This is a genomic window from uncultured Neisseria sp. (assembly GCF_951230505.1).
Lineage (GTDB): Bacteria > Pseudomonadota > Gammaproteobacteria > Burkholderiales > Neisseriaceae > Neisseria.
Genome location: NZ_CATNVN010000100.1, coordinates 1 through 6,850, shown reverse-complemented (window position 1 = coordinate 6,850; position 6,850 = coordinate 1). Strand labels below are relative to the sequence as shown.

The window sequence follows — 6,850 nt, the reverse complement described above, 5'->3', positions numbered from 1 at the left end:
GTTTCTTGCAATTTTTGAGATTTTTCTTGGAAATCATTGGCAAATTTGAGCGAATCTTTATCTTTGCCGTTGATAGTCAGCTCAGAAGCATGTTTGCCTGCATAAATCATCATGTTGTTGGCAGCACTGCTGACTTGTAATGCACGATCCAGAACTGCTTTGATTTCAGGATCTTTGATGTCGAGGGCAGCTGCGCTCTGATGGAATTGTTCCAGTGCAGCAGTCAGTTTGTTCATCTGCTCCAAAGCTTCCTTTTCTTTATTTTGGTTAGCCAAGTTTTGCAATTCTAGGCCTAGCTGAGTAATTCTTTGAGCTTCTTCACCAGTGGTAAAGTGAATGAATTTTTGCAATTCGGCAAGACCGTCTGGAGATTTTTTATCGGAAATGACGATAGGTTCGGCCAGTTTAGGATCTGCTTCTGGGAATTCGCTCAGGGCTTTTTCGTATTTGTTGGCAGAGCTAGATTCGCTTTGGACAACTTGTTCTGCCGGTTTGTCGCTGCTGCCTTTATTACCGGAGTCGCCGCAGGCTACCAGTAGGGAAGCGGACAAGATCAGCATACCGAATTTATTTAATACGTTCATATTAGGATTCCTTCTTAAGTTAGGAGAAAATTGGGGGAAATTTGTTTTTATTGATGAGCGTAGATAATTGTTTGTACTTTTGTTCTATTTTATTACAGATTTGTTTATTTTTCTCAAATTAGGTTAAGTGGTATATTTTTGGAATTAAACGGCCAAGATGGGTGGTTGTGAAATATTGAACATATAATGAAATTAACAAGGGTAATAATAAGCCAGGATACACTGTTTTGAGCTAAAGTAGATTTTTTTATTAAGATGTTTTTGATTAATGCGAAAGGAATAAAAAAGGCCGTCTGAAACAATAAAGTTTCAGACGGCCTTTTTAATAGGCTGGAATTAGTTGCCTAAGTCGAATGCTTTGTGCAGAACGCGGGTAGCCAGTTCCATGTATTTTTCGTCAATCAGGACGGATACTTTGATTTCGGAAGTTGAAATCATTTGGATGTTGATGCCTTCTTCTGCGAGGGTGCGGAAGATTTTGGCGGCTACGCCGACGTGTGAACGCATACCCAAGCCGACTGCGGAGACTTTGCATACGGTGTCGTCGCCGTCGATGCAGGCGGCGCCGATGCTGTCTTGGCGTTGTTGCAGCAGTTCGATGGTTTGTTTGTAGTCGCCGCGTGGAACGGTGAAGGAGAAGTCGGTTGTGCCTTCGCTACCGACATTTTGGATGATCATGTCGACTTCGATGTTGGCATCGGCAACTGCGCCGAGGATTTGGTAGGCAACGCCGGGTTTGTCAGGTACGCCGCGTACGTTGATGCGTGCTTGGTTTTTGTCGAATGCGATACCGGTTACGGCTGCTCTTTCCATGTTGTCGTCCTCTTCAAAGGTAATCAGGGTGCCGTTGCCGCCATCTTGCAGGCTGCTGAGTACGCGCAGGCGCACTTTGTATTTTCCGGCGAATTCTACGGAGCGGATTTGTAAAACTTTTGAGCCGAGGCTGGCCAATTCGATCATTTCTTCGAATGTGATCGTGTCCATGCGGCGTGCTTCGGGTACGACGCGCGGGTCGGTGGTGTAAACGCCGTCTACGTCGGTATAAATTTGGCATTCGTCGGCTTTGAGGGCTGCGGCGATGGCAACGGCGGAGGTATCCGAACCGCCACGGCCGAGGGTTGAGATATTGCCTTCGCTGCTGATGCCTTGGAAACCGGCTACGATAACGACTTTACCGGCAGCCAAATCGGCACGCATTCTTTCGTCGTCGATATTTTCGATGCGGGCTTTGGTGTGGGAAGTGTCGGTTTGGAGGGCGACTTGCCAGCCGGTGTAGCTCTTGGCGTCAACGCCGATGTCTTTCAGGGCCATGGCCAGCAGGCCGATGGTCACTTGTTCGCCGGTAGCGAGAACGACGTCGAGTTCGCGCGGATCGGGATGCTCTTGCATTTCGTGCGCCAGTGCGACCAGTCGGTTGGTTTCGCCGCTCATGGCAGATACGACGACTACGATGTCGTGTCCTTCGGCGCGGGCTTTGGCGACACGTTTGGCTACGTTTTTGATGCGTTCGGGCGAGCCTACTGATGTGCCGCCGTATTTATGTACGATTAACGCCATGTTTCGTGCTTTCTTGTGGGGTTTGTCGGGCAGCTTGGTTTGCTGGAAAAAGGGTTATTATTACTATTTTTTACATGGAATTCAAGGATAGAACGCGCTTTTTTGAGTAAATGCGCATAAATGGACGGGGTTAAAAAAGGCCGCCTGAAATCTTTCAGACGGCCTTGCTGCTTATCGGGACAAAAGGGCGGCCTGCTGGTGTTGAACCAATTCGGCAATGCCTTTGTGCGCGAGGGCAATCAGCTTGCCCAATTCTTCGATGCTAAACGGCACGCCTTCGGCTGTGCCTTGGATTTCGATGATTTTGCCGGATGCGGTCATGATGATGTTGACGTCGCTGCCACAGCCTGAGTCTTCGGGATAGTCTAAGTCCAAAAGCGGTACACCGCCCACCACGCCGGCGGAAACAGCGGCAACCGCTTCACGGATTGGGTTTTCGCTGATAAGGCCGTCTGAAAGCAGTTTGTCCACGGCGATTTGCAGGGCGACGTAGGCACCGGTAATGGAGGTGGTACGCGTGCCTCCGTCGGCTTGGATGACGTCGCAGTCAATCAGGATTTGGCGTTCGCCGAGTTTTTCCATATCGACAACGGCGCGCAGCGAGCGGCCAATCAGGCGTTGGATTTCCTGTGTGCGGCCGGACTGTTTGCCTACGGCGGCCTCACGGCGCATACGGGAGGCGGTGGAAGCAGGCAACATGCCGTATTCGGCAGTCACCCAGCCTTGTTCTTTACCGCGTAGGAAAGGGGGAACGTTTTCGTCGATAGAGGCAGTGCAAATCACTTTGGTGTTGCCGCACTCGATAAGGCAGGAGCCGTCGGCGTGGGGGAGAAAATTGGGCGTAATTTTGATGTTGCGCAGGCTGTCGGCGGCGCGGCCGGTGCGGGTGTAATCGCTCATGATGATCCTTTTGGGCGGAATGAAAAATAGGTTGCTTTGAATTATAGAGGAATTTGGCATCAAAGGCCGTCTGAAAATCGTCGGTTGGGTGTGTTATAGTGTCCATACTTTCACTCGTATTTGGAAACGGAGTAAAACCATGGCTACAAGACGAACTATTCAAATCCACAGCATGACCGGCTTTGCCAATGCCGCAGGCGAATGCGGCGGCAAGCGGATTAATTTGGAAATCCGCGCGGTCAACCATCGTTATTTGGATGTCCAATTCCGTATGCCGGAAGAGTTGCGCTATTTGGAAGGCGCATTGCGCGAACAGATTGCCGCGGCCGTGGCGCGCGGTAAACTGGAATGCCGTGTTCAGCTGCAAGATGCGGCTTCGGGCGGTCAGACTTTGGAAGTCAATCAGGATTTAGTCGCACAACTGGCGCATTTGAACAAAGAATGGCGCAAGGAACACAATTTCGGCAAGCTGAGCGTGGCCGACGTTTTGCGTTTCCCCGGCGTTTTGGCAGGTCAGAGCGAAGACTCCGAGGCCTTAGCGAAAGGTGTTAAAGATTTATTGACCGGCGCGTTGAAAGAGTTCACAGCTGCCCGCAAACGTGAAGGCAAAAAACTGGGTGAACACCTGCTACAACGTCTGGACGGCATGGAAGAGATTGTGGATGCTTTGAACGAATTGTTCCCCAGCCTGCTGCAGGCACATATGGACAAAGTCAAAGCCCGTTTGGCAGAAGCCGTCGGCAATATCGACAACGACCGCTTGCAACAAGAATTTGCTTTGTTCATCCAAAAATCTGATGTGGATGAGGAATTCAGCCGTTTGCGCACCCATATCGCCGAAGTACGCCGCATCGTTACCGAAGGCAAGGGCAGCGCAGGCAAACGTTTGGATTTCCTGATGCAAGAGTTGAACCGTGAAGCCAATACCTTGGGCAGCAAAGCCATCGCCGCTGAATGCACGCAAGCGTCGGTTGAACTGAAAGTCTTGATCGAGCAAATGCGCGAACAGGTTCAAAATATCGAATAAATCGATAACGAACGGATAAAACAAGGCCGTCTGAAAAGTTTCAGACGGCCTTTGTGTCGATATGGGACGGAACCGGTTGAGTTTATTTTTAAACATTATTGGAGGCGGGCTTCTTGTTTCGTGACTGTTATTGCGCTAAAGAGTTAACATGTGTTAAATTATGGCAATTATTGTCATGATAAGAACATACAAAGGAGTAAAAACATGAACTTTCTAACCGCAATCAGTCGGCAAATGACCCGCTTCACCGCCCTGATTATCGTCCTTGCCTCCATCATCGCCTTTATTGAGCCTGCCACTTTTTCATGGGTAAAAGGCGATACGCAAGTTGTCGTACTCGGCATCATCATGCTCGGTATGGGCATGACTTTGGGCAAAGAAGATTATCAAATTCTGGCGCAACGTCCGCTCGATATTTTTATCGGTGCCATCGCCCAATACACGATTATGCCCTTGCTCGCCATCGGCATTGCCAGAGCCTTTGACCTCTCGCCCGGATTGACGCTGGGTTTGGTTTTGGTCGGTACCTGCCCGGGCGGTGTTTCGTCCAATATCATGAGTTTTTTGGCTAAAGGCGATGTTGCCTTTTCGGTTGGCATGACCACTGTTTCTACCGTCCTCGCGCCTGTGATGACGCCGCTGTGGATGACTTATTTGGTCGGACAAACTGTCGAAATGGACGGCTGGGGTATGTTCAAATTTATGCTGCTCGTGACCTTGCTGCCTGTCGTTATCGGCTCTGCCGCCAATATCTTGCTGCATAAAAAACATTGGTTTGAAGACGTGCGCGCGATTATGCCTGCCGTTGCCGTTGTCGCGTTTGCCTGCATCGTCGGCGGCGTTGCAGCCGTTCACGGCCACCGATTTGCCGAATCCGCCTTGGTTATGGTACTCGCCATCGCTGCCCACAACATCGGCGGCTACATCCTTGGCTATTACAGCGGCGCGCTGACCGGCATGAATACCGCCAAAAAACGCACTCTTGCCATCGAAGTCGGTGTACAAAATGCCGGACTTGCTACCGGTTTGAGTGCTAAATTCTTCCCCGGTAATGCCGAATCTGCCGTTGCCGCCGCCGTTGCCTGCGTTTGGCACTCTGTATCGGGAACGGTTTTGGGCAATTTGTTTGCCTGGTGGGACAAGCGTAAGCAATAAGCTGTAAACATTGCCAGATAACAAAAGGCCGTCTGAAATATTTCAGACGGCCTTTTGATTGCTTTTTATCAATGCGCTTTATGCGTCGTGCTGTACACGATTTTGTCTGTTAAAGCCATGGCGAGGGCGGAAATCAGGAAACAGATGTGGGTAATACATTGCCACATGATTTGTTTTTCCGACAGATTGGCGGCGTTGAGGAAGGTTTGCAGCAGATGGATGGAGGAAATGCTGATGATGGACATCGACAGCTTAACCTTCAAAACCGAAGCATTGACATGGCTGAGCCATTCGGGCTGGTCGGGATGTTCGTCAACGTGAAGGCGGGAGACGAAGGTCTCGTAGCCGCCGACAATGACCATGGTCAGCAGGTTGGCAATCATCACAACATCAATCAGGTTCAATACGGCGATCATGATGGTGTTTTCATCCATGATGCTGAAATTGGATACCAAGTGCCACAATGATTTGAGGAACTTACAGGCATAAATGACTTGGGCGATAATCAAGCCTATATAAATCGGTAGTTGCAGCCAGCGGCTGGCAAAAATGAAATGCGCGAAGATGCCCATTCGGTCGTGGGCTGTGCGTTTGGTCGGGGTGGAATGTTCCATAGAATGTGTTGTGTGTGGGAAAGATAAGGGGCGGCACTTTAATGGAAAAATTTTTAAGCTGCAATTTGAGTGGCTGAATTTAAAAAGAAAGGCCATCTGAAAACAGAATATCGTTCCTTGTTTTTCAGACGGCCTTGTAGGTTGTCAGGACAGGCAAACACGCGCAAAATCGCTTTGCTTTTTAGAGATGGACATTATGCTTGCAGATTCGTTTTTTTATTATCTGGTATTGGTCGGCTTTGCCGCCGGGCTGATGGATGCGGCGGTTGGCGGAGGCGGACTGTTGCAGATTCCAGGATTGTTCAACCTATTGCCAAATGCTATGCCTGTGGCCTCGGTGATGGGTGTCAATAAATTTGCTTCCTGCTGCGGCACGTTGACCGCGACGGGGCAATATCTGCGCCGAATCCCCGTACCGTGGAAAATGCTGCTGCCTGCCGCGGCGTTGGCATTTGCCGCTTCATATTTGGGTGCGAAAACGGTGGTGTATTTCCCCGTGCAATACATGAAGCCGGCAATGTTGGTCATCATGATTGCCATGTGTCTGTACACTTTTTTGAAAAAAGACTTGGGGCAGACGGTGCGCACTGAAAAGCTGACGCGCCACGAAACTTTATGGGGCTTGTTTTTCGGCGCGTTAATCGGGTTTTATGATGGCATTTTCGGGCCGGGAACGGGCAGCCTGCTGGCTTTCGTGTTCGTCCGCTTTTACGGCTATGATTTTCTGGCGGCCAACGCCTCGGCAAAAGTCATCAATTGGACGATTAAAAATGGAATGTTATTACGGTAAATGATTTGAGACGTTCTAACAACTGGAAAAAACGATTCATGAGTACATTCATTATTACAACCATGAGCGCATTCAGGGGAAACTAAAAGGACTGAGCTCTGTGAATTACAGAACTCAGTCCTTGAACTAAATCAGTCTAACTTTTGGAGTCAGATCATTTTACGGAGCTTTTTTTGTTGTGTGCTTTAAGCCATTTTTGCATTTGTTCAATTTCCGCTTGTTG

General features: G+C 49.4%; 6 protein-coding genes and 2 pseudogenes. 4 read left to right on the top strand and 4 right to left on the bottom strand.

The window, feature by feature from the left end:
* The 3 genes from Q1M25_RS07075 to rph form a co-directional block, all read right to left on the bottom strand.
* Nucleotides 1-584: hypothetical protein (locus Q1M25_RS07075; RefSeq protein WP_300483348.1), on the bottom strand; the 584-nt coding region annotated here is incomplete at its 3' end.
* A gap of 336 nt (nucleotides 585-920) precedes the next feature.
* Nucleotides 921-2,141, bottom strand: coding sequence for an aspartate kinase (locus tag Q1M25_RS07070; protein ID WP_128582889.1), 1,221 nt, complete (start codon nucleotides 2,139-2,141; stop codon nucleotides 921-923).
* Nucleotides 2,142-2,312: 171 nt separating this feature from the next.
* On the bottom strand, nucleotides 2,313-3,041 hold the full coding sequence (rph, locus tag Q1M25_RS07065) for a ribonuclease PH (protein WP_300483343.1): 729 nt from the start codon (nucleotides 3,039-3,041) through the stop codon (nucleotides 2,313-2,315).
* Between the two features lie 139 nt (nucleotides 3,042-3,180).
* On the opposite strand from rph, the gene Q1M25_RS07060 reads away from it, so the two are divergent.
* Both Q1M25_RS07060 and Q1M25_RS07055 read left to right on the top strand, forming a co-directional pair.
* Nucleotides 3,181-4,068, top strand: a complete 888-nt coding sequence (locus Q1M25_RS07060; RefSeq protein ID WP_283255519.1) for a YicC/YloC family endoribonuclease — start codon at nucleotides 3,181-3,183, stop codon at nucleotides 4,066-4,068.
* A 204-nt stretch (nucleotides 4,069-4,272) separates the two neighbouring features.
* Nucleotides 4,273-5,223, top strand: a complete 951-nt coding sequence (locus Q1M25_RS07055) for a bile acid:sodium symporter family protein (protein ID WP_070608034.1) — start codon at nucleotides 4,273-4,275, stop codon at nucleotides 5,221-5,223.
* A 68-nt stretch (nucleotides 5,224-5,291) separates the two neighbouring features.
* Here Q1M25_RS07055 and Q1M25_RS07050 read toward each other — a convergent pair whose 3' ends face one another.
* Nucleotides 5,292-5,837, bottom strand: a complete 546-nt coding sequence (locus Q1M25_RS07050) for a TIGR00645 family protein (RefSeq protein ID WP_004519303.1) — start codon at nucleotides 5,835-5,837, stop codon at nucleotides 5,292-5,294.
* 196 nt (nucleotides 5,838-6,033) lie between these two features.
* Between Q1M25_RS07050 and Q1M25_RS07045 the strand changes: the two are divergent.
* A pseudogene (locus Q1M25_RS07045) lies at nucleotides 6,034-6,594 on the top strand (sulfite exporter TauE/SafE family protein); the annotation flags it as partial.
* A pseudogene (locus Q1M25_RS07040) lies at nucleotides 6,584-6,757 on the top strand (IS3 family transposase); the annotation flags it as partial. The pseudogenes Q1M25_RS07045 and Q1M25_RS07040, both read left to right, overlap by 11 nt.
* Nucleotides 6,758-6,850: the final 93 nt, after the last annotated feature.

Bases quoted from the DNA above. Each gene is read 5' to 3' on its own strand.
- Q1M25_RS07055 (WP_070608034.1), top strand. From the start codon at position 4,273: ATGAACTTTCTAACCGCAATCAGTCGGCAAATGACCCGCTTCACCGCC.
- rph (WP_300483343.1), bottom strand. From the start codon at position 3,041: ATGAGCGATTACACCCGCACCGGCCGCGCCGCCGACAGCCTGCGCAAC.
- Q1M25_RS07070 (WP_128582889.1), bottom strand. From the start codon at position 2,141: ATGGCGTTAATCGTACATAAATACGGCGGCACATCAGTAGGCTCGCCC.
- Q1M25_RS07050 (WP_004519303.1), bottom strand. From the start codon at position 5,837: ATGGAACATTCCACCCCGACCAAACGCACAGCCCACGACCGAATGGGC.
- Q1M25_RS07060 (WP_283255519.1), top strand. From the start codon at position 3,181: ATGGCTACAAGACGAACTATTCAAATCCACAGCATGACCGGCTTTGCC.